Source organism: Streptomyces sp. FXJ1.172 (assembly GCF_001636945.3).
Classification (GTDB): domain Bacteria; phylum Actinomycetota; class Actinomycetes; order Streptomycetales; family Streptomycetaceae; genus Streptomyces.
This window is the reverse complement of sequence record NZ_CP119133.2, coordinates 2,346,495-2,367,765: the sequence shown is the minus strand read 5'-3', so window position 1 is coordinate 2,367,765 and position 21,271 is coordinate 2,346,495. Positions and strand designations below refer to the sequence as shown.

General features: G+C 74.8%; 15 protein-coding genes. 11 read left to right on the top strand and 4 right to left on the bottom strand.

Translation table 11 applies throughout. The features are described from left to right. Positions 1 to 11: 11 nt before the first annotated feature. From A6P39_RS10525 to A6P39_RS10490, 8 genes are all read left to right on the top strand, one after another. Positions 12 to 1,577 carry a PucR family transcriptional regulator gene (locus A6P39_RS10525; RefSeq protein WP_067045997.1) on the top strand — a complete coding sequence of 522 codons (1,566 nt, stop codon included), beginning with the start codon at positions 12 to 14 and terminating at the stop codon, positions 1,575 to 1,577. Between the two features lie 157 nt (positions 1,578 to 1,734). Continuing rightward, a complete protein-coding gene (locus tag A6P39_RS10520) occupies positions 1,735 to 2,577 on the top strand; it encodes a nitrilase-related carbon-nitrogen hydrolase (RefSeq protein WP_067045995.1) in 843 nt (280 codons plus the stop codon). A gap of 28 nt (positions 2,578 to 2,605) precedes the next feature. Then, positions 2,606 to 4,009 carry a dihydropyrimidinase gene (gene hydA, locus A6P39_RS10515; protein ID WP_067045993.1) on the top strand — a complete coding sequence of 468 codons (1,404 nt, stop codon included), beginning with the start codon at positions 2,606 to 2,608 and terminating at the stop codon, positions 4,007 to 4,009. Positions 4,010 to 4,020: 11 nt separating this feature from the next. Further along, positions 4,021 to 5,040, top strand: coding sequence for a TIGR03842 family LLM class F420-dependent oxidoreductase (locus A6P39_RS10510; RefSeq protein ID WP_067045991.1), 1,020 nt, complete (start codon positions 4,021 to 4,023; stop codon positions 5,038 to 5,040). A 128-nt stretch (positions 5,041 to 5,168) separates the two neighbouring features. Then, a complete protein-coding gene (locus A6P39_RS10505) occupies positions 5,169 to 6,695 on the top strand; it encodes an NCS1 family nucleobase:cation symporter-1 (protein ID WP_067045989.1) in 1,527 nt (508 codons plus the stop codon). A gap of 171 nt (positions 6,696 to 6,866) precedes the next feature. Next, complete coding sequence (locus A6P39_RS10500) at positions 6,867 to 10,562, top strand: CHAT domain-containing protein (protein WP_067045987.1); 3,696 nt, start codon at positions 6,867 to 6,869, stop codon at positions 10,560 to 10,562. After that, positions 10,559 to 11,260: a hypothetical protein gene (locus A6P39_RS10495; protein WP_067045985.1), complete on the top strand. Its 702-nt coding sequence runs from the start codon at positions 10,559 to 10,561 to the stop codon at positions 11,258 to 11,260. The genes A6P39_RS10500 and A6P39_RS10495 overlap by 4 nt, the downstream gene beginning before the upstream one ends. After that, the gene (locus A6P39_RS10490; RefSeq protein WP_079133394.1) at positions 11,260 to 11,910 is read left to right on the top strand and encodes an RES family NAD+ phosphorylase; all 651 of its coding nucleotides are present in this window, start codon (positions 11,260 to 11,262) and stop codon (positions 11,908 to 11,910) included. The genes A6P39_RS10495 and A6P39_RS10490 overlap by 1 nt, the downstream gene beginning before the upstream one ends. Before the next feature lie 64 nt (positions 11,911 to 11,974). Here the strand turns inward: A6P39_RS10490 and A6P39_RS10485 are convergent, their stop codons facing one another. The 3 genes from A6P39_RS10485 to A6P39_RS10475 are packed head-to-tail and all read right to left on the bottom strand — an operon-like array spanning position 11,975 to position 15,010. Further along, on the bottom strand, positions 11,975 to 13,564 hold the full coding sequence (locus A6P39_RS10485; RefSeq protein WP_067045983.1) for a hypothetical protein: 1,590 nt from the start codon (positions 13,562 to 13,564) through the stop codon (positions 11,975 to 11,977). Beyond that, the gene (locus tag A6P39_RS10480; protein WP_079133392.1) at positions 13,539 to 14,303 is read right to left on the bottom strand and encodes a hypothetical protein; all 765 of its coding nucleotides are present in this window, start codon (positions 14,301 to 14,303) and stop codon (positions 13,539 to 13,541) included. The genes A6P39_RS10485 and A6P39_RS10480 overlap by 26 nt, the downstream gene beginning before the upstream one ends. 56 nt (positions 14,304 to 14,359) lie before the next feature. Next, a complete protein-coding gene (locus A6P39_RS10475) occupies positions 14,360 to 15,010 on the bottom strand; it encodes a hypothetical protein (RefSeq protein WP_067045981.1) in 651 nt (216 codons plus the stop codon). 293 nt (positions 15,011 to 15,303) lie between these two features. Here A6P39_RS10475 and A6P39_RS10470 point away from each other — a divergent pair, with 293 nt between their 5' ends. Then, positions 15,304 to 15,981 (top strand): 4Fe-4S single cluster domain-containing protein, encoded by a 678-nt coding sequence (locus A6P39_RS10470; protein ID WP_067045979.1) that lies wholly within the window; start codon positions 15,304 to 15,306, stop codon positions 15,979 to 15,981. Here A6P39_RS10470 and A6P39_RS10465 read toward each other — a convergent pair. Beyond that, a complete protein-coding gene (locus A6P39_RS10465; RefSeq protein ID WP_234378915.1) occupies positions 15,956 to 17,122 on the bottom strand; it encodes a macro domain-containing protein in 1,167 nt (388 codons plus the stop codon). The genes A6P39_RS10470 and A6P39_RS10465 overlap by 26 nt on opposite strands. A gap of 167 nt (positions 17,123 to 17,289) precedes the next feature. On the opposite strand from A6P39_RS10465, the gene A6P39_RS10460 reads away from it, so the two are divergent. Next, positions 17,290 to 19,602 carry a protein kinase domain-containing protein gene (locus A6P39_RS10460; RefSeq protein ID WP_067045975.1) on the top strand — a complete coding sequence of 771 codons (2,313 nt, stop codon included), beginning with the start codon at positions 17,290 to 17,292 and terminating at the stop codon, positions 19,600 to 19,602. Next, on the top strand, positions 19,599 to 21,227 hold the full coding sequence (locus A6P39_RS10455) for a hypothetical protein (protein ID WP_159396057.1): 1,629 nt from the start codon (positions 19,599 to 19,601) through the stop codon (positions 21,225 to 21,227). The genes A6P39_RS10460 and A6P39_RS10455 overlap by 4 nt, the downstream gene beginning before the upstream one ends. Positions 21,228 to 21,271 lie beyond the last annotated feature (44 nt).

Below are 21,271 nucleotides of genomic sequence, written 5' to 3'. Positions count from 1 at the left end.
GGGACACGGCCATGACCACCACCGCGCAGACCGGGTACGCCTGGGAACCCGCCCTCTCCGTGCGCCAGGTGCTGAGCCTGGAACGGGTGCTCGCCGGGGAGCCCGAGGTGGTGGCCGGGGCCGGACAGCTGGACCGGCCGGTGCGGTGGGTGCACGTCGCCGAGGCCGCCGACGTCGGGGTGATGCTCAGCGGCGGCGAGATGGTGCTCACCACGGGTGTGCTGCTCGCCGGTGACGAGGCCGGACAGGCCGAGTACGTCCGCTCGCTGCACCGGGCCGAGGCCGCCGCCGTGGTGCTCGGCCTCGGGCGGGCCTTTCCCGCGCCGCCCGAGGTGATGCGCCGGGCCGCCGAGCGGTGCGGCCTGCCCATGGTGGTCCTGCACCGGCCCTTCCCGTTCGCCGAGCTGACCGAGGAGGTCCAGTCCCGGCTGGTGCGGCGCAAGTTCGCCGCCGTCAGCCTCTCGGAGTCCGTCCGCACGGCGCTCACCGCGCTGATCACCGCCGGCGCGCCGCTCGGCCGGCTGCTCGACGAGATCGCCCGGCACAGCGGCTGCCCGGTCGTCGTCACCAACCTCGCCCATCGCGTCCTCGCCACCGCGGGCGAGCGGTCCGCCGTGGACGACGTACTGCGCGACTGGGAGCGCATCGCCCGGCAGGCCGGCGCCGCCGCCGCGGACGGCTGGATCGGTGCCGAGCTGGGCGGACGCGGGGAGCGCTGGGGCCGGGTGCTGCTGTGCGGCTACCGGGGCGAGACGGCCACCGGACGGCTGCTCGCCGACCGGGCCGCCGAGGCGCTGGTCCTGCACCGCATGCTCGGCGACGGCTCCGTACAGACCTGGGAGGAGCAGTCCGCGCAGAGCCTGCTGACCGACCTGCTGTCCGGGGTCGTACCGGCCCGGCAGCTGCTGGCGAGGGCCCGCGCGGCCGGGCTGCCGGTCAACCGGCGCACCTTCGTGCCGCTCGTCGTCCTCGGCCGCAGCCCCGGGCAACTCGACCGGGTGCTGCGCCTGCTGGGGCTGCCGGGGCTCGTCGCCGAACTGGCGGGCGGCGCGGCGGCCGTGCTGCTCAGCCTCGCCCGGGACCAGGACGCGGAGGCCCTCACCGGCCACTTCGCGGCCCGCCTCGGCGCCGGGCCGCGCGCCGTGGTCGCCGCCGCCGGTCCCCGTACCGCCTGGGACGACGTGCCCGCCGCCCTGCGCGAGGCCCGGCATGTCGCCGACGCCGTCACCGGCTCCCGCGCCGCCCTCGACCTCCCGGCCGTCGTCCGGCTGAAGGACGTGCACCTGCGCGGTCTGGTCCGGCTGCTGCGCGACGACCCGCACGTCCAGTCCTTCGCCGAGCGGGAGCTGGACGGGCTGCTGTGCGCCGCGGAACCGGAGCTGCTGAACGTGCTGCGGACCTACCTCGCCACCGGCCGCAACAAGTCCCGCACCGCCCAGCTCCACCATGTCTCCCGGCCCGCCCTCTACCGCCGTCTGGAGGCCATACAGGCCCGCCTCGGCGTCGACCTGGACGACTTCGAACAGGCGGCCTCCGTCCACATCGCGCTGCTCGCGCACGATGCGCAACACCGGTGAAACACGCTACGACCTGGGAAAACGGCGGTGAAACATGCGACAGGCGACACGTGACACGGTGGCACGCGTGACGCCCCCAGACGTGACACGCTGCCCATCGAACGGCCTGCCCCGGCTTTCTAGGCTCACCGCACACCGAGCTGAACCGGAGGTCCCGATGAGCCGAGTGATCCGTGCCGCCCTGTTCCAGACCGCGTGGACCGGCGACAAGGAATCCATGATCCAGGTCCACGAGCAGGCGGCCCGCGACGCGGCCGCGCAGGGCGCCCAGGTCATCTGCTTCCAGGAGCTGTTCTACGGCCCCTACTTCTGCCAGGTCCAGGACAAGGCCTTCTACGAGTACGCCGAGCGGATCCCCGAGGGCCCGACCGTGGGCCGCTTCCAGTCCCTAGCCCGCGAGCTGGGCATCGTCCTGGTCCTGCCCATGTACGAGGAGGAACAGCCCGGCGTGCTCTACAACACGGCCGCCGTGATCGACGCGGACGGCTCCTACCTCGGCAAGTACCGCAAGACCCACATCCCCCAGGTCCAGGGATTCTGGGAGAAGTTCTACTTCCGCCCCGGCAACAGCGGCTGGCCCGTCTTCGACACGGCCGTCGGCAGGATCGGCGTCTACATCTGCTACGACCGCCACTTCCCCGAGGGCTGGCGGGCGCTCGGCCTCGCCGGGGCAGAGATCGTCTTCAACCCCTCGGCCACCTCGCGCGGCCTGTCCCGCTACCTCTGGCAGCTGGAGCAGCCGGCGGCGGCCGTCGCCAACGAGTACTTCATCGGCGCGATCAACCGGGTCGGCGTGGAGGACCTCGGCGACAACGACTTCTACGGCACCACCTACTTCGTGGACCCCGAGGCCCAGTTCGTCGGCGAGGTCGCCAGCGACAAGGAGACCGAACTCGTCGTCCGCGACCTGGATCTGGCGAAGCTCCGCGAGGTCCGGGACCGCTGGCAGTTCTACCGGGACCGGGCGCCGGGGGCGTACACGCCGCTGACCGCACCCTGACCGCAACCGAGTTGACCGAGGGAGCAGCATGACCGGCCGTACAGTCATCCGCGGAGGACTCGTCATCACCGCCTCCGACGAGATCCACGCCGACGTCCTGATCGAGGACGGCCGCATCGCCGCCCTCGCCGCCTCCGGCACGCCCGCCGCCGGGGCGTTCACCGCCGAGAAGGTCATCGACGCCACCGGGAAGTACGTGATCCCGGGCGGCGTCGACGCGCACACCCACATGGAGCTGCCGTTCGGCGGCACCTTCGCCTCCGACACCTTCGAGACCGGCACCCGGGCCGCCGCCTGGGGCGGTACGACGACGATCGTGGACTTCGCGGTGCAGAGCGTCGGCCGCACCCTGCGCGAAGGCCTGGACACCTGGCACGCCAAGGCCGAGGGCAACTGCGCGATCGACTACGCCTTCCACATGATCGTCTCCGACGTCCACGACGGGACGCTGAAGGAGATGGACCTGCTGGTGGAGGAGGGGGTGACCTCCTTCAAGCAGTTCATGGCGTACCCGGGCGTCTTCTACTCCGACGACGGGCAGATCCTGCGCGCCATGCAGCGCTCCGCCGGCAACGGCGGGCTGATCATGATGCACGCCGAGAACGGCATCGCCATCGACGTCCTGGTCCAGCAGGCCCTCGCCCGCGGCGAGACCGACCCCCGGTATCACGGGGAAGTCCGCAAGGCCCTGCTCGAAGCCGAGGCCACCCACCGGGCCATCCGGCTCGCCCAGGTGGCCGGCGCCCCCCTGTACGTCGTGCACGTCTCGGCGATGGAGGCGGTGGCCGAGCTGGCCCGGGCCCGGGACGAGGGGCTCCCCGTCTTCGGCGAGACCTGCCCGCAGTACCTGTTCCTGTCCACCGACAACCTCGCCGAGCCCGGCTTCGAGGGCGCCAAGTACGTGTGCAGCACGCCGCTCAGGCCGAAGGAGCACCAGGCGGCGCTGTGGCGGGGGCTGCGGACCAACGATCTCCAGGTGGTCTCCACCGACCACTGCCCCTTCTGCTTCGTGGGCCAGAAGGAGCTGGGCCGCGGCGACTTCTCCAAGATCCCCAACGGCCTGCCCGGCGTCGAGAACCGTATGGACCTGCTCCACCAGGCCGTCCTCGACGGGCACATCTCGCGGCGCCGCTGGATCGAGATCGCCTGCGCCACCCCGGCCCGGATGTTCGGCATGTACCCGAAGAAGGGCACCATCGCCCCGGGCGCCGACGCCGACGTCGTCATCTACGACCCGCACGCCGAACAGGTCATGTCGGCCCGCACCCACCACATGAACGTCGACTACTCGGCCTACGAGGGCAGGCGGACCACCGGCCGGGTCGAGACCGTGCTCTCGCGCGGCGTGCCCGTCATCACCGAGCGGGAGTACACCGGACACGCCGGCCACGGCGTCTACACCCCGCGCTCCATCTGTCAGTACCTCAACTAGGAGTGGCGCCCATGGACTTCGGACTGGTGCTGCAGACCGATCCCCCCGCCTCCCGTGTCGTCAGCCTGATGAAACGGGCCGAGCGCAACGGCTTCAGGTACGGCTGGACCTTCGACTCCGCCGTGCTGTGGCAGGAGCCGTTCGTGATCTACAGCCAGATCCTGGCGAACACCCAGAAGCTGACGGTCGGCCCGATGGTCACCAACCCGGGCACCCGCACCTGGGAGGTCACCGCCTCCACCTTCGCCACCCTCAACGACATGTTCGGCAACCGCACCGTGTGCGGCATCGGCCGCGGCGACTCCGCGATGCGGGTCGCCGGCCGCAAACCCAACACCCTGGCCCGGATCAGCGAGGCGATGAAGGTCATCCGCTCCCTCGCCCGGGGCGAGGAGGCCGACCTCGGCGGCACGAAGATCCGCTTCCCGTGGATCAAGGAGGGCGCCGAACTCCCGGTGTGGATGGCCGCGTACGGCCCCAAGGCGCTGAAGATGACCGGCGAGGAGGCCGACGGGTTCATCCTGCAGCTGTCCGACCTGTATCTGACCGAGTACATGGTGAAGGCCGTCAAGGACGCCGCCGTCGCCGCCGGACGCGACCCGTCCGAGGTGACGATCTGCGTGGCCGCCCCCGCCTACGTCACCGCCGACGACTCGCCCGCCTCGCTCGCCCACGCCCGCGAGCAGTGCCGCTGGTTCGGCGGCATGGTCGGCAACCACGTCGCCGACCTCGTGGCCCGGTACGGCGAACACTCCGCACAGGTCCCCGACGCACTCACCGACTACATCAGGGCACGGCAGGGCTACGACTACGCCCACCACGGACGCGCCGACAACCCCGACACCGCCTTCGTGCCCGACGAGATCGTGGACCGCTTCTGCGTCATCGGCCCCGCCGAGAAGCACATCGAGAAACTGAAGGCACTGCGCGCGCTGGGCGTGGACCAGTTCGCGGTGTACGACATGCACGACGCCCAGGAAGCCACCATCGACGCCTACGGCTCCCGGGTGATCCCCGCGGTCAATTCCTGACCGGCACACCCCCGTTGGTCTCCCCTCCCCGCCGCCCGGGGAGGGGGCACAGGGCGCCCGCCCGCGCACCCCCCATCGCGCCGCCCGCACGGCATTCCCCGACCCGTCTCACCTCTCCGGGACCGCCCATGACCGACACCGCCCCCGCGGCCATACCCCCGTCCGGCCAGGTCACCCTCGCCGACGGACGCGTGGAACTCGCCCCCGGCACCCCGCCGCCCGCCGGCCCCTACGCCAACGCCGACCTGCTCCCGGTCCCCGCGGCCGGGCGCACCTGGACGACCTACAACTTCTCGGCCCTGTGGGTCGGCATGGCCCACAACACCGCCTCCTGGACGCTCGCCTCCGGCCTGATCGCCGTCGGCATGGACTGGAAGCAGGCGGTGTTCACCATCGCCCTCGCCAACCTGGTCGTCCTCGTCCCGATGCTGCTCACCGGGCACGCGGGCCCCAAGTACGGCATCCCCTTCCCGGTCTTCGCCCGCGCCTCCTTCGGGGTGCGCGGTGCCAACCTGCCCGCCGTCGTACGGGCGTTGGTGGCCTGCGGCTGGTTCGGCATCCAGACCTGGATCGGCGGCGAGGCCATCTACTTCCTCGCCGGCAAGCTGATCGGCGACAGCTGGTCGAACGCCGCGAGCGTCGGCGGCCACGCCTGGACCATGTGGCTGTCCTTCGCCGTCTTCTGGCTCCTGCAGGTCGCCATCATCGTGCGGGGCATGGACACCATCCGCCGCTTCGAGAACTGGGCGGCGCCCTTCGTGATCGTCGGCGCGCTGGTGATGCTGGGGTGGATGAGCAGCAAGGCCGGCGGCGTCGGCCCGCTCTTCGACCAGCCCTCCAGGCTCGGCTGGGGCGGCGGCTTCTGGAAGCTGTTCTGGCCCTCCCTGATGGGCATGATCGGCTTCTGGTCCACGCTGTCGCTGAACATCCCCGACTTCACCCGCTACGGCAGGAGCCAGAAGGCCCAGACCTGGGGCCAGGCGCTCGGCCTGCCCACCACGATGACCCTCTTCGCGTTCCTGTCCGTGCTCGTCACCTCCGGCTCGCAGGCGGTGTACGGCAAGCCGGTCTGGGACCCGGTGCAGCTCGCCGCCAAGACGGACAACGTGGCCGGCCTGCTCTACGCCCTGGTCACCGTGCTGGTCGCGACCCTGTCGGTGAACATCGCGGCCAACCTGGTCTCCCCGGCCTTCGACTTCTCCAACATGGCGCCCCGGAAGGTCAGTTTCCGCACCGGCGCCCTGATCACCGCCGTCCTCGCCGTACTGATCCTGCCCTGGAAGCTGTACTCCGACCCGCAGGGCTACATCTTCACCTGGCTCGGCCTGGTCGGCGGTCTGCTCGGCACGGTCGCGGGCATCCTCGTCGCCGACTACTGGCTGGTGCGCCGCACCCGCCTGGACCTCGCCGACCTCTACCGCGCGGGCGGCCGCTACTGGTACGCGGGCGGCTGGAACTGGCGGGCGGTCCTCGCCTTCCTCGCGGGCGGTGTCCTCGCGGTCGGCGGCGCCAGCTTCAGGCCCCTGATCGACGGCCGCCCCATCCCGGCCCTCGCCTCCCTCGCCGACTACGGCTGGGCGGTGGGCCTCGGCACCTCCCTGGTGCTGTACCTGGCCCTGACGGCGGCCTCGGGGCGGGGGCGGCGAACCGGCTGAACGGGATCGACTCCGGCCGTGGCGGGCGGGCTTCGGCCCGCCCGTGCCGCGCGCAGTCCGGGCGCGAACCGGCCGGGAGCCGGGCGTCGTCCGGCAGGATCCCGCGAAGTGCGCCGCAACCCGGCTGCCGGGCCGGGGGGACGGGCACCATGGCAGCGGAGGGGATGCCGCATGACGGAAGCCGGGACACCGCCCGCGGCCGGCCGTGCCGCGGCCGCGCTCGCGCGCACGGACGGGTTCTGCGTACCGCTGGACCCGGGAGAGTACGAGGGGACACGGGGGCCGGCGCTCGACGCCCTCACCGAGGAACTGGCGCTGCTCCACGGTGAGTCGGCGTCGGCGCACGACGGTGGTGCCACGGCCGCCGCGGTCGCCGCGCGGCTCGGCCGGTGCCACGCCGTACGGTTCGTCCTGGACGGCGACGCGGCCGACCGCGAGCGGGCGCTGCCCCTGCTCACCGAAGCGCGTACGTCGGCCTTGCTCGGCGAGGCGGACCGGGAGGCGGCGCGCCGGGACCTGCTGGCGCTGCTCGCGTCACGGCTGGTGCGGCTGGGCGGCGAGTCCCCGGCCGCGCCGTCCGGCGAGTCGATCGTCGACCGGGTCGTGGCCCTGTCCCGGCTCGGCACCCCCCTGGCCCAGGGGGGTCCGGGCATCCTGGAGGACACCGCGCTGCTCATGCGGCTGCTGCTGGAAGGCGACGACCCGCGGATCACGCCCCAGCACCGCGACACCTTCCGCGTGTTCGGCGAGATGACCGACGCCCTGCAGACCGGCGACACCGCCACGCTCTTCCGCGGGGGCCGGCGGATCGCCGCTACGGCGGACGCGGCGCTGCCGCAGCCGCTGGCCGCCCTGGCGCCGGTGCTGGTCGGCCCGATGGAGCAGATCCTCGGCGCGCTCCCGCAGCAGCCGGAGGGGACGAGCGACGCGCCGGCCGGCGAGCCGGACACCGGCGCCGGGGAACGGGACCTGCTGACCCAGCTGCTCGCCCTCGGCGAGGTGATGGCACCCGGGAGCATCGAAGAGCAGGACGTGTCCCGGATCCTCGCCGAACTGTCGGGGACGCGGCGCGCCGGCGCGGGGGCGGACGGCCGCACGTCCCTGTCGTCCAGGATGATCGCCGCCCTCTTCCATGTCGCCCTCGCCGCCCGCACCGGCGACATGGAAGGGTTCCGGGAGGCGCTGCGGCTCATGCACGAGGCGTCGGCCGCCGGGGAACTCGACAGCCGCGTGCACAGCGAGTGGCTCCGCACCGTCGTGCCGGGGCTGCTCGTCGGCGCCTCCCTGACCGGCGGCAGCCTCCAGGACGAGGACATGGCCCGGGCCCTGCTGGAGGCCCGGCAGTGGGACGACGCCCCCTCGAACGGCCCGGCCGCCACCCTGCGCCTGGGCGGCGAGTGCATCCGGCTCCAGGAACGGCTGACGTCCGCGCTGGACCGGGGCGACGCCGGGGCGGTCGAGGACGTCATCGACGCCGTGTGCGAACTGGAACTGGACGACACCTACGCCGGCGCCGAGGCATGGACCGGCACGCTGACCGGGTTCCTCCTCGGCAGCGCCTACCTGGGCCGCGTCGTGCTCGCCGCGTCGGCCGAGGAGCGCACCGCGGACCTGCGGGCGGCCGCGCACCACCTGCAGCGGGCCGTGCAGACCTCGGTGGACATGCCCGCGCTGCGGAACCTCCTCGACATCGCCTGGGGCCCGCTGATCGCCCTGACGGCGATCGCCGAGTCGGACCCGAGCCGTATCGCCGAGGGGGTACGGCGCGCCCGGGCCGCGCTGGACGTCCCCGGATTCGCCTCCGACTTCCGGCCGAGAGCGCGCGCCGGCATCGCACTCGCCCTGGACACCCTGCACCGGCTCACCGGGGACGCCGGGGCCCTGGACGAGGCGATCGCCGAACAGGAGCGGGCGCTGGCGGAACTGCCCGACGGCGGGCCGGGCCGCGCCCGCCTCACCTGGGACCTCGCCGAACTGCGCGCCGAGCGCGCCGCCCTGAAGGCGGACCCGCCCGGTGCCGAGGAGGACCTGCTGGCCGCCGTGGGACTCGCCCGCGCCTCACTGCGGCACTGTGCCGACGACGTCCTGCTCCAGCAGGGCACCGGCCGCGGCCTGCGCATCGCCCGCGCGGCGGCCGACCGGGGCCGCCGCGCGGCCTTCTGGGCCCTGCGCGCCGGGCACGCCGAGGAGGCGCTCGCGTGCCTGGAGGCGGGCCGCTCCCTGGTGCTGGGCGCGGCGGCCGTCTCGGCGGGCGTCGCCGACCGGCTGGCCGCCCTCGGCGAGAGCGCCCTGGCCGAGCGCTGGCGCGCCGCCGCCGACCCCGTCTGGGAGCAGGGCGACGACCGCTCCCTGCGGGAGATGTCCGCCGGGGCGGGCCCGGGCGGCATCGGTGACCTGCGTGACCGCTCCCCGCTGAAGGTGCTGGCCGCGGCGGGCGGGGGCGCCCCGGGCCTGCCCGGTGACGTGCGGCGCCGCTCGCTGGAGGTGCTGCGGGAGCGCGGCGCGGCCGGCGTACAGCCGGGGCCCGCCTCCCTGCGGGACCTGCGCGCGGGTCTGCGGGCGTCGTCGGCGGACGCGCTGCTGTATCTCGTCCCCGGCGTCGAGGATCCGGACGGTGCCGTGCTGCTCGTCACCCGTGACGGCCCGGTCGAGGAGCTGCCCCTGCCCTCGCTCGCCCCCGCCGGACGCGGGCCCGTCGCGGAGTACCTGGCGGCCGGGGCGCGCCGCCAGAGCCTGGATGCCGGCGGCGCCGCCGGCGAGAGCGACAGGAGCCGCGCCGAACAGCGCCGGCTGCGCGCCCTGGACCGGTTGTGCACGTGGGCCGGCGAGGTGCTCGGCCCCGCACTGGACCGCCTCGGCGGGTGGGACCGCGCCCGCGCCGAGGTGCCGGGCACCCCGGCCGGAGCCGGCGCCGGCGGTGCCGTACGCCTGGTCGTCGTGCCCTGCGGTGAACTGGGCGTCGTCCCCTGGCCGGCGGCCGTGCTGCGGCCGCCCGCCGGTCACGGCGCGGCGCGGCCCGTCAGGGCCTGCGAGGCCGCCGTCCTCACCCACGCCGCCTCCGGCCGGGAGTTCCTGCGCGCCGTGGCCCGCCGGCGCATGGCACCCGCCGAACGGCCCGCCCTGGTGTTCCACGGGGCGGACGACCTGGAGTGGGCCGAGGAGGAGATCGAGACCCTGGCCGGCGTGTTCTATCCGGGGGCGGTGGTCCACCACCCCGACGACGACCCCGCCACCCCTCAGGCGGTCCTGGCCCTGCTCGGCGGCCGGGCCGCCGCCCCCGCCTCCCTGGTGCACCTGGCCTGTCACGGTCTCGCCGGCCCCGACCCCACCCGCTCGGCCCTCAGGCTGGCCGCGCCCGCCGGGGCCGCGGAGGCGTCCGGCGGCGGGGAACTCACCCTGAGCACCCTGCTGGAGGCACCCGGCGAGGGCGACGCCTTCCGCTCGGCCGGGCCGCTGGTCGTGTGCGGCGGCTGCGAGACGGACCTCACCACCCGCGACCACGACGAGGCCCTGACCGTCACCTCGGTCCTGGTGCACCGGCTGGCCGCCGACGCCATCGGCTCCCGGTGGAAGGTCGACGACAGGGCGTCCGAGCTGCTCATGCTCGTGCTGCACGACGCGCTCGCCCGGGGCCTCGCCCCGCCGGACGCGCTGCGCGCCGCCCAGCGCTGGATGCTCACCGCACCCGACGAGCGCCCGCCCGTCCCGGCGCTGAAGGGCATCGCGGCCGCCTGGCGGCTCACCGAGGACTTCCGCGAACGGCCCGACACCTGGGCCGCGTTCGTCCACCACGGCAACCCGGCACCGGCGACGGCACCGGCACCGGCGGTGGCACACGCCCGGCCGCAGGAAGGAGAGCGCGCATGACGTCCCAGGACCTGCTGCGGCTGCTGGAGCGGCACTGGACCACCGTCATCACCGCGCTGGACGACGAGGCCCTAGGCCAACTGTCCGGGATCCTGCGGGAGATGCGCGAGGAGACAGCCGCCGGCAACCCGTCGGCCGTCGCCCGTACGGTGCGCCGCCTCAAGCGCACCCTGTCCGCGCTGCCGCCCGGCCACCCCGTCTGCCAGGCACTCGGCGGCCACCGCTATGCGGCCGGCACCCCAAAACTGCCCTCCCTCACCACCATCGACGCGGTGATCGACGTCCTCGGCACCCCGCCGCCCGACCCCGCCGAACTGCTGCGCGCGGCCCGCCGCCGGCTGCTCGCCGCACCCGCGCTGAGCGAGGCCGAACGCGCCGCGCTGCCCGGCGGCCAGGGCGCGTCCGGGAGCCCGGAGCCGTACGGGGGTCCGGGCGCACCCGGCGGTCTGATCCGGCTGCGCGACCCGGACCGGGGCATCCGCTACCCGCGCTTCCAGTTCCGGCCCGGCACGGCCGAACCGCTGCCGGTCGTACGGCGGATCAACGCGCTGCTGTGCGCGGACCGCGACCCCTGGGGAGCCGCCGACTGGTGGCTGGGCGGCAACAGCTGGCTGGGCGGCATCCCCGCGGACCTGCTCGGCGTCCTGCCGGACGACGTGCTGGAGCGCGCCGCCGCCGAACCGGCCGGAGCGCTCTGATGGCACGTCAGATTCCGCTCGAGGGCGTGCCCATGACGCCGGTGTGCCACATCCTGCCGGCGGGCACCGTGCTGTGGCGGTGCCACGAGGCGCGGTACGCGGCCGGTGAGTTCAACCCGAACGTCGCGCACGAGTTCTTCAAGGGCAGCCGCTTCGACCCCACCGGGCAGGACCCCTACCCCTACCTCTACGCGGCCCTCGACCCGGTCACCGCCCTGTCCGAAGTGCTGCTCAGGTCGGTCGAGTTCGGCGACGCCGGTGTGCGTCTGATCCCCTGGGCGCAGGCGTCCCGGTACGTCCTGTCCGCGCTGCGCACCACGGCGGACCTCTCCTTGGTGGACCTCACGACCGCCGAGGCACTGGCCGCCGTCTGGCAGGACGACTGGCTGATCGACACCGAGGAGTACGCCGGCACCCGGTACTGGGTGCGGGTGATCCGTGAACGCTGCCCGAAGGTGCAGGGCCTGTGGTGGACCTCCAAGCGCTGCCGGCCGCGCCGGGCGCTCCAGCTGTTCCAGGACCGCTGCCCCGAGGCGCCCCTGGACCCGCGCCCGCAGGCCTGCCTGCGGCTGGCCTCGGCCGACGACGTCCGGGCGGTCAACCGGCTGCTGGCGCCGCTGCACGCGCTCGTCTCCCTCCCCGAGGAGTGAGGGACGCGGACACAGCGGCCGCCCCGGCCCCCTGACGAGGGCCGGGGCGGCCGGCTGTGCGTCCTCAGCGCTCGCGCACGGCGGCCGGCAGCAGCGGCCAGTTCTGGGACAGCCGCATCGCCGACTCGGTGACGGCGGGGTCCTTCGCCGCCGACATCACCCCGTCGAGGTACTCGTGGGCGGCGGCCTCGTACAGCTTGCGGGCCGTGGCGATGCGCTCGCCCGCGGCGTCCCTGCGGTCCTGCCGGCGGGATTCGGCCGTCTCCTGGGCGGCTCTGGCCTGTTCGGTGGCGACGATGCTCTGCTCGCGCCGCCGCTGCAGCCCCGTGCGCCGTTCCACCGCCGTGCGGAAGGCGTCCAGGAACGGGTGCTCCCGGAACAGGCCGAGCAGGAAGCCGACGCCGCCCGAGAGCAGCAGCAGCGCGCAGAACAGCCAGGTCACCGTCTGGGCCGACAGATGCAGCCGGTCCACCAGGGTCGTGGTGTCGGCCGAGGAGCCGCCGAGCCCGCGGAAGCCCGAGGTGTCGCCCCCGGTGGGGGCCGCGGTGTCGTGCTGCATCACGAACTTGGCGCGCAGCGTGCCGAGCAGCCAGGTCAGAGCGCCCCACACGCCGAGCAACGACAGGGCCGGGAGCCAGCCGCTGCGCGGCGACCCGGTCGCCGAGCGCCACCGCAGCATGAGCCCCGCCAGGTGCGGCAGGGTCAGCATGACGACCGCGGACGAGATCGCGAGCGTACCGGAGAGCAGATCCCCGCCGGTGCTGCCGATCCCGTGGAAGGGCTGGTACGCGACCCAGTAGACCGGCACCTCCACGGCCATGATGACGGCGAGCAGGACCACGGTCAGCCACCGGGGCAGACCGGGGCGGGTCTGCAGGCCCTCCCAGCCCTCGCCGGAGGCGGCGCTCGCGGTGTCCCGCCGGGCGGCGCGGATCTCCTCGCGCAGCGCGGCGGCCGAGGCGCCGTTCACGCCGGTGCCCGCCGTGGCCACCGACTGCCAGTCGTCGCCCGGGTCCGCGCCCTGATCGGTGCCACCGTCCGGGGAGCCGGACTCCGCCGGGTCGGGCGCGGGGTTGCCGGGCGGGCCGTCCGGGTCCGGGAAACGGGCGCGCAGCCAGCGGTCCTCCACCCGTTCGCGCAGCCGGTCGCGGAAGCGGAGCCAGCGCGAGGAGCGGATCGCGAGCAGGTCGAGCTGGCGCCGGGTGGTGTCGATGTCCCGTTCGGCCTCCCGCAGCCGCTCCTCCAGCAGCCGGGTCTCGGTCTCGCCCGCGGTCACGTCGGAGGCCGCCCGGGCGTCCTCGAGCCGTGCCTCCTCCTCCCGCAGGCTCAGGTCCTCCCCGATCCGGTGCACGACGGCGTCCCGCAGGGAGGCCAGCTCCGCGAAGTAGGGCACCCGGTCGCCGCTGCCCAGCACCCACGGGTCCAGCGTCCCGTTCTCGCCGGCCTGGCTGCCTCTCCTGCGGGCCTCGGCGAGCAGGCCGCGTTCGGACCTGTCCTCGATGACCAGGGGCCGACGGCCGGCGGGCGCGCCGGCGGTAGTACCGGGCCGGGGCCGGCCGGTCTGCTCCGGGGTCCGCCCGGGAAGCGGCACATAGCGCGCGAGCCGCCTGCGGCGCGGCTGCGGCGCCTCAGCGCTTGTAGTGGTTGTCGACATGTGCCCCGGCCCTCCCCTCGAGCGCCTGCACCCAGAAGGACTCGAAGTTCGCGGCCTCGCTGGGATCGGCTCCGTACTGCATGCCGAGCCCGACGGGGAAGACGTCCATCCCCTTGATGCCGGGCAGGCCCCGCTTCTGCACGAGCGAATCGATGACCTTGGCCCGGGCGGCCTCGGTGGTGATGTCCTGGCGGGACAGCGCGAACTCCGGGTCGGCCTGGTCGAAGTCGCTCACGACGAGCAGTCTGGGCGCCTTGCCGGTGTGCGGAACGGTCTCCGCGATGCGGGCCAGCCCGCCCCACACGTCCGAACCGTTCTGCGTGCGCGCGCACTTCAGCTCCGCGAGCGCCGCGACGGCGGCGCTCCTGAGGGCATTCGCCCGCTGGACCTTCTGGTCGGTGTTCGCGTCGTGCGGCGGGTCGAGATCCACCTGCTCCTGCCGGCAGGAGGAGCTGCGCGACGAACGGGTGATGGGTGCGAAGTCCACCGTTTTGCACTTCTGGTCGGTGAGGAACTCCACGAGGGAGTCCTTGAGTTTGGCCTCCGAGTTGAATCCCTGCCTGGTCGCGGCGGCCGACCCCGAACCGTCGACGACCACCCCGCAGGGTGTGGTGAGGGCCGCCTCCTGCTTGGTGCAGGACACGAGGGCGGACAGCGCGCACACCAGCGGGACGACGAGGGCGATACGGCGGGCGGCGCGGACGGGGGACCGGCGGGCGGTTCGGGCCGAGTGATGCACGATGATGCTCCCTGGCCTTCCTGGCGGACGGGCGGCGAACGGGCGGCGCACGGGGGTCATGTCCGGCCGAGGCCGGACGTGGCGTCGCCGCCGCGCGCCGGCCCCGGACCGCCCCGCGCGGCCTGGTGATCGAGGATGTGCAGTGCCTGCGCGACGGCCGACGGATCGGCGTCGTGCCCGGCCCGCTCCGGGGCGTACCAGCGGTCGCTGAGCAGGCCGTCGTCGAGCCGGGCCCAGGTCCGGTCCAGGGTGATCTCCCCGGGCAGCCAGCCCGTCGGCCGCGCACCGCTGACATGGCCGTCGCGCCGGGTGCGGGCCCAGGCGGCGTCCCAGTAGCAGGCGATCAACTGGTTGGCCTCGTCAGCGAGTTGCTGGGCCTGCTGCCGGTACACGGAGGCGGCCGAGCGCCACTCGCCGACCATCCGCCCGAACCGGGCGAGCGCGGCCGGCGCCGGCTGCCGGCGCACCGTGTACTGGGTCACCACCCGCACCGACTCGGCCTGGATCCGGGTCTGCAGCCCGTGATGGGCCGCGAGGGTACGGGTGCGCAGCCCGGCGGCGCTGCGCCGCACCTGCGCGTGCAGACCCAGCACATAGGGCGGCAGGCCGTCACCGTCGGGTGTGCGGCCCGCCGCCGACTCCCGCAGGAATTCCCGGAGACCGCCCGCGTCCCGGCGGCCGTGGAACCGGGCGCGCGCCGATGACATGCGCCCGGCTTTCAGCCGACGGACCCGGACATTTATTCGAACCTCTTTGATCATTTCGAAAGTTCCCCCATTCGTCGCGGGCGGTCCGGGTGGGAAGGCGCCGCGATGGGGAGAGAGTAGCGGAGTGAATCCCCTTGCGGGACTGGTGATTTGAGGGGGAGCAGATCATTCTTTGTGGTGTTCCGGAAAACAACCGGATCCCGCCCTGCGGGCAACCGGGCAGTGGCATTTGGGCAATTGCGCGCTTTCCTCGGCGCGCTGGATACTCCAAGCCGGTGCGAGGAGGAGATGCCGTGGAATTGCGCCTCGAGGGGACGCACTACCCGCTTCGAACGCTGGGCCCGGGCAAACGGCTCGGCATCTGGTTCCAGGGCTGTTCGCTGGCCTGCCCCGGCTGTATGTCCCGGCACACCTGGGACCCCGGGGCGGGGACGACGGCCACGGTCCGCGAGGTGCTCGCGCTGTGGCGGCGCGCCCTCGCCGACGGCGCGGACGGCCTGACCGTCAGCGGCGGCGAACCCCTCCAGCAGACGGCGGCGCTGCGGCGGCTCCTGGCCGCGGCGGCCCGCCTGCGGGACGCGACCCGGCGCCGCGTGGGGAGCGCCGGGTCCCGCCCCGCCGACCTGCTGGTGTACACGGGATACGAGCCCGGGGAGCTGACGCCCGCGCGGCGGGCGGCCCTCGCCGGCGCGGACGCCGTGATCACCGGCCGGTTCCGGGTCGCGGAGCCCACCCGGCTGGCCTGGCGGGGGTCGGCCAACCAGCGGATCGTCCCGCTGACCCCGCTCGGCGCCCTGCGGTACGCCCCGCACCTGGACGGGGAGCAGACCGGAGGGCGTCTGCAGACCGCCTGCGGCGAGGACGGCGGGCTACGGCTCTACGGCGTCCCGCTGCGCGGGGAACTCGCCGAACTGGAACGGCAGTTGAAGCAGAGCGGGGTGGCGCTCACGGAGCGGAGCTGGCGGCCTTGAGCAGCCGGGCGTGGCGCTCCTGCGGCGTGACCAGCAGCACCGACCAGGACGGGTCCCGGCGCAGTTCCTCGCGGACCGCGTCGAGCAGCCGGCGGGCCACCGTCTCCACGGGCAGGCCGCCCCGGCCGGAGCCCAGCAGCGGGAAGCAGATCGAGGACATCGGCAAGGAGAGGGACTCGCTCTCGTGGCGGGCGAGCGCGAAGCACCGGTGCACCGCCTCGCCGAGCACGGAGGGGGACACATGGTAGCGGTCGCCGTCCGCGACCGGGGTGGCGATCGCCGGGTGGTGGATGCGCCGTACCCCCTGGGCGGCCAGGGCGCCGGACGGTGTGGCGACGACCGTGCCCGGCCGCACGGCCATGCCCTTCATGCCGTTCCTGCGCAGCCACACGTCCAGTTCCCGGGACAGGACGTCGTCCACGATCTCGCCCGCGGCGTCCCGCAGGGCGGCGGCCCGCCGCAGGGCGCCGGAGACCGTGGGGCGGAAGGTCTTGGACATCTCCAGATACGTGTTCTCCGAGGAGACCAGGATGTCCACGCCCCGCACCTCCTCGATCGGGCAGGTCCACACCGTGACGCGGCCCGGCGGGAGCGCCGCCCGGGCGGCCGGGCGCGGCGGGCGCCGGGGCGCGAGCCCGGAGCCGGACCCGGCCGCGTGCACGTGCGCCGCCGGAGCAGCCGTACCGGCCAACTCGGCCACGGAGTCCGGGGGTTGCCCGGTATCCGCGTGCCGGGCAACCGCCAGGACCGCAGCCGCGAGTTCGGCGATCACGACATGCTCCTGGCTCTTGCGGAAGCGCTCGGTGGTCACGCCGTAGACCCCGGCCGCGGCCTTGCGCCGGTCGGTGCCGGGAACCCCGCGCCGCGCGGCGAAGAGCCCGAAGGAGTGGGCGGCGGCGCGGGCCAGCGGATCGCAGGAGTCGTCGTCGCGCACCGGGCGCCCGCCGGCCAGCCGCCGCACCGCCGAGCCCAGCAGCTCCTCGATGCCGCTCAGCTCGTCCTCCGGCCCGGTGCACAGGCCGGCCGCGACGCCGGCCTCGCGCAGCGCGTCCCTGGTGCAGTGGCGCAGCCCGGGCAGCCCGCGGGGCCGCAGTTCCCTGAGTTCGGCGACGAGGCTCTCGTGCGAGGGCAGGGGGTGCATGACAGGCATCGTAGCCCCGGCCGGGGCAGGGCCGAAGGCTGCGCGGACTCCCCTTCACCGCACGGGAATCGGGCTGCGCTCGTCGTCCCGCGGCCCCTGCGCCGGGCCGGTTCGCCGTGCGGGGCGGCCCCCCGGGGCACCCGGCGCGCTTCCCGGAGGGCCGGACGATGACGACCACACCGCCCACCCGCTTCGTCGACCCCGCCGACGGGGGCTTCGGCAACGCCCGTGTCATCGAGACACGTCCGGTCCGCGCCGAGGTGCCCCCCGACCTCGCGGACCGCTTCCCGCTCGTCGCCGTGCTCGGCGAGGCGCGGCAGCCCGCCGAGGCCGTCGTCCTGCGCGTCCGCGATCTGACGGCCCGTCATGGACCGGCGGAGATACCGCTGGTCCTCAAGTGGTACCACCGGCTGCACCGCCCGGACCCGGACGTGGAACGGGTGCTCGTGGAACTTGCCGAGCAGTCCGCTCCCCACCTGGAGCGGCTCCTGGAGACCGGCACCGCGCACGGACACCCCTGGCACCTGTACCGCTCGCACGGCGAGCAGACCCTGCAGGCCTTCCACGAGGACCACCGCGGCGGCCTCGCGCCCGAGGCCGTCCGGGCCGTGGTGAGCCAGCTCTGTGACGCCGTCACCGAGCTGCACGAACGGGGCGTCGTCCACCGGGACATCACCCCCGACAACATCGTGGTGCAGGGCCGCCGCGGCGAGCGGGCCGACCTCGTCCTCGTCGACTTCGGCGCGGCCTGCCACCGGCCCGGCGAGGCGCTGGAGCCGCGGGCCGACTGGCGCGGCAAGCCCCTCTACCTCGCGCCGGAGGCCGGACCGCTGCGCCAGGCCGTGTCCGAGGCGGGCGACTGGTGGTCGCTCGGCATGGTCGTCGCCGAACTGGCCCTCGGCACCCACCCCATCGGCTTCAGCCGGGACGAGGAAGTGCTCGCGGAGATCGCCACGCACGATCCCGACGTCGGCGGCATCGCGCACCGCAGGACCCGTCTGCTCTGCGAGGGCCTGCTCACCCGGGCCCCGGAGCACCGCTGGGGGGCCGAGCAGGTGCGCCGGTGGCTGGACGGACAGGATCCCGATGTCGCCCCGCGCACCGACGGGCGGATCTTCCCCAAGGACCCCGGGCGGCCCGCGATCCGGCCGTTGCCGTTCATGGGCCAGGAGTTCACCGGCACCGAACGGCTCGCCCTCCACCTGGACCAGAACCCCTCGTCGGCGGCGCGCATGCTGGCCGACGACGACGACCGGGCCCGGCTCGTCGAATGGCTGGGCCAGTTCGGGACCGCCGCCGGCCGCAGCCCCGAAGAGCTGCGCCGGCTCGTCGCCCTGCGCACCGAACTGGCGCACGAGCCGTCCGCCGGGGGCCTCGTACGGCTCCTGAACTGGCTCGGTCCCGGTCTGGACGCCTCCTGGCACGGAGCCCCCCTGGACACGGTGAACATGCGCCGTATGTGCCAGGCGGCCGCGGACGCGGACGCCGAAGCCGTCGCGCTCGTGGGGCAGTTGGCCGCCCATCCGGAGATCCTGACCGGGCTCGCGCAGCGGCCGGGCGGCCGGGGACTGGACGAGACCGACCGCGCCTGGCGCGTGCTGCGCGCGCGGTGGGAGCCCACCGTCCGGGAGCTGGGGCGGGGCCGCCGGGACCGGGCGGCCCTGAGGCACTCGCCGGCCGTGGACGCCTGGCTGCTGCAGCTGGCCCGCGAACCCGAACGCACCCGCAGCCGGCTCGTCGACCTGCTGCTGCGGGTGCGCGCCGAATTCCCGGCACGGGTGCCGTGGTTCGACGCGCTGCTCGCCGCCCGGGACGACGACGTGCGCCTGGTCGCCGCCCACCTGCTCGCCGGCAGGGCCGGCGAGGAGGCGCAGGCGCTCAGCGACCGGCGGGCCCGCGAGGAGTACGTGCGGTTGCTGGCGGACGACCAGGACGCCATCCTCGCCGTACTGCGCCGGCTGGACCGCCTGCCGACACTGGGCTGGGCGCTGCTCGGCGCCACCGTCGTCACGGCTCCCTGGAGCTTCGTCATCGGCCTCGCGGACGTGCTGGGCCGCGCCTCGCAGGCAGCGGTCGTCACGGCCTGGCTTCAGGCGCTGCCCGCCGCCGCGTTCGTCTTCGTGGTGGAGCTGTGGACCGCCGTGTACATCGGCCCGCCCTTCTACCACCCCGACCGGTCGCTGGCGGGCCTGCTGATCCGCAGCGCCGAGCGCCCCGGCCGGCTCGCCCGCACCCGGGCCGGGCGCTGGGCGGGGGCGGCGCTGCTCGTCCTCGCCGTCTTCACCGGGTTCTACGCGATCGCGTTCGCGCCGTGGCTGTGGCCGCTCGCCTCGGCCGTCGCACTCGCCGCGTGGAGCGTGCGCCGCGGCTGGGCGTGGCGGCGCCTGCGACGGGCCGGACGGGACCGGCGGGCGGCGGCCCGGCGGATGGCGGCCCGGGGGCCCGGGACGAGGACCGACACGACAGGAGAACGGGCATGAGTTCGGCATTCGGCATCCCCACGATCCAGATGATCGCACCCGCCGTGCAGTTCCCGCCGCCACCGCCGCCGCTCGACCCGCAGGCCCTGCCGCACACCGGCATGCTGCACCTGCACGACACAGCCGGCCACGCCTCCGCGCACCTCGCCGACGCGGCCGGCCACGCCGTCCACCAGGCCGCGGACGCGGCCCTGCAGGCGCTCGGCTCGCTCAGCGGCGTCCTGCTCGTCGGGCGGGCCGCGCTGATCGGCACCCGGCTCCTGGCCGCGGCGGCGGTGCGGGCCGCGGAGGAACAGCGCTGCCTGCAGCTCCAGCAGCAGCTGGCGGCCACGGCCGCGGAGCAGTGGGAGGCCGCCGCCTTCGCCGCGGCCCGGATCAACGCCCGCCGCCAGGCCCTGCTCGCCCGGGCGGCCCGGGCCACGGCCCGCGGCGGCCCGCCCGGCCCCCCGCCGCACCCCGACCTGCCGCCGCCGCTCGCACCCGTCGGGGAACAGCTGGGCGCACTGCGCCGGCAACTGGCCCGCGCCGAGGAGGCCCTGGGCCGCGCGGAGGAACAGCAGGCAGCATGGGAGCAGCAGCGGCTCACCGCTCTGCTGCGGCCGCACGAGGAGCGGGACGACGACTGGCAGCGCGCCCTGCGCGAGAGCCGCAAGCGCGCGCTCGAGCGGTTCTCCGCGGAGCGCACCGCCGGCGCCGAGGCACAGCCGGCGTCCTCCAGGCCCGCCGGCCCGGGCGCCGCCGCGCCCCGCGACCCCGAGGAGGTCCGCCGCTGCGGCGCCGACATCCTCGGCGGCCTGGACCCGTACGCCGCACCCGAGACCGCCGAACTCGCCGCCCAGGCCGTCCGCAAGGCCGTGGACCGCGCCGCGGCCGACCCGCGCCGGGCCCGCATCCACCTCACCGAGGCACGCAAGTTCGTCCGGGACGCCAACCAGGAGGCGCGCGAGACGCGCGAGGCCCAGGAACGCGCCGCGCTGCACTACGACTTCCTCGCCTACGAGACCCCCGAGGGCGCCGAGGACCTTCCTGCGGCACCGGAGGCGCTGGCACTCCTGCGGCGCACCCTGGACGACGGCCGCCCGCTCACCCGTGCCGAACTCGACCTGGTCGAAACACATGTGACGGCGCGTCATCAAGCGCTTGAGGCGATCTACGTCCGGCAGCAATGCACCGAGGCCGTCGCGATGCTGGCCGAACGGTACGGCGGCCGGGCCGGGGCAGGGCGCCCCGAAGGACAGGAGATCCGCCTCGACCTCACGCCCGAGGGCTGGGAGAAGTCCGGCCACTGGCTCAGGTCGACCCTGGTCGAGGGCCGGCTGCGCGTGGCGACCATGTACCGGGGCGCACCGGGGCAGCGCACACCCGAGCAGCGCGCCCTGGACGACAAGCGCTGCGCCGAGGCCCGGGAACTGTTCCCGCAGATCGAGGAGATCACCGGGGCGCTCGGGCTGGACCTGGGCATCCGGATCGAACAGACCGAAGGGGCGCTGCCGGGGGTGCTGGGGGAGGACGCCGTGCTGCTCGACGACGTGCTCGAGGAGGCCGGCCGGGCGGCCGAGCCGCGCCGGGACGTACCCCGGCACGCCCCCCGGCACCGGACGGCGGGCGGCGGCGGACACCGCTGAGTCCGCGGCACGCCGAGCACGACCGGCGCCGGTGAGTACGGCCG

Excerpts from the sequence above, each read along its gene's own strand:
- A6P39_RS10525 (WP_067045997.1), top strand. The coding sequence starts at position 12 with ATGACCACCACCGCGCAGACCGGGTACGCCTGGGAACCCGCCCTCTCC.
- A6P39_RS10520 (WP_067045995.1), top strand. The coding sequence starts at position 1,735 with ATGAGCCGAGTGATCCGTGCCGCCCTGTTCCAGACCGCGTGGACCGGC.
- hydA (WP_067045993.1), top strand. The coding sequence starts at position 2,606 with ATGACCGGCCGTACAGTCATCCGCGGAGGACTCGTCATCACCGCCTCC.
- A6P39_RS10510 (WP_067045991.1), top strand. The coding sequence starts at position 4,021 with ATGGACTTCGGACTGGTGCTGCAGACCGATCCCCCCGCCTCCCGTGTC.
- A6P39_RS10505 (WP_067045989.1), top strand. The coding sequence starts at position 5,169 with ATGACCGACACCGCCCCCGCGGCCATACCCCCGTCCGGCCAGGTCACC.
- A6P39_RS10500 (WP_067045987.1), top strand. The coding sequence starts at position 6,867 with ATGACGGAAGCCGGGACACCGCCCGCGGCCGGCCGTGCCGCGGCCGCG.
- A6P39_RS10495 (WP_067045985.1), top strand. The coding sequence starts at position 10,559 with ATGACGTCCCAGGACCTGCTGCGGCTGCTGGAGCGGCACTGGACCACC.
- A6P39_RS10490 (WP_079133394.1), top strand. The coding sequence starts at position 11,260 with ATGGCACGTCAGATTCCGCTCGAGGGCGTGCCCATGACGCCGGTGTGC.
- A6P39_RS10485 (WP_067045983.1), bottom strand. The coding sequence starts at position 13,564 with ATGTCGACAACCACTACAAGCGCTGAGGCGCCGCAGCCGCGCCGCAGG.
- A6P39_RS10475 (WP_067045981.1), bottom strand. The coding sequence starts at position 15,010 with ATGTCATCGGCGCGCGCCCGGTTCCACGGCCGCCGGGACGCGGGCGGT.
- A6P39_RS10465 (WP_234378915.1), bottom strand. The coding sequence starts at position 17,122 with ATGCACCCCCTGCCCTCGCACGAGAGCCTCGTCGCCGAACTCAGGGAA.
- A6P39_RS10460 (WP_067045975.1), top strand. The coding sequence starts at position 17,290 with ATGACGACCACACCGCCCACCCGCTTCGTCGACCCCGCCGACGGGGGC.
- A6P39_RS10455 (WP_159396057.1), top strand. The coding sequence starts at position 19,599 with ATGAGTTCGGCATTCGGCATCCCCACGATCCAGATGATCGCACCCGCC.